Source organism: Pseudomonas persica, assembly GCF_900291015.1.
Classification (GTDB): Bacteria; Pseudomonadota; Gammaproteobacteria; order Pseudomonadales; family Pseudomonadaceae; genus Aquipseudomonas.
This window is the reverse complement of sequence record NZ_OLKL01000384.1, coordinates 1-235: the sequence shown is the minus strand read 5'-3', so window position 1 is coordinate 235 and position 235 is coordinate 1. Positions and strand designations below refer to the sequence as shown.

At 46.0% G+C, this 235-nt stretch carries 1 pseudogene; it reads right to left on the bottom strand.

From position 1 onward, the window contains the following. Window positions 1-235, bottom strand: a pseudogene (malF, locus tag FQ664_RS27450) (maltose ABC transporter permease MalF); the annotation flags it as partial.

Sequence of the window (235 nt, the reverse complement as noted above, 5' to 3'; positions counted from 1 at the left end):
CTTTATTGATGATGCCCATTTCCTGGTTGAACATGGCGCGCCAAATGAGAATCGTGATCAGGCTTGGGATAGTGTAGGGGATGATGAGTAAACTTCGCAGAATCTTTTTACCTTTAATTTTTGGATCGTTGTAGATGATGGATATCAATAAGCCAAGAGCGAAGGTCGTAAGGAGGCAGAGTGTGGCAAAGGCAAAGTTCCATGCTACGATGGTTGCCAATGGCCCACGCATGCC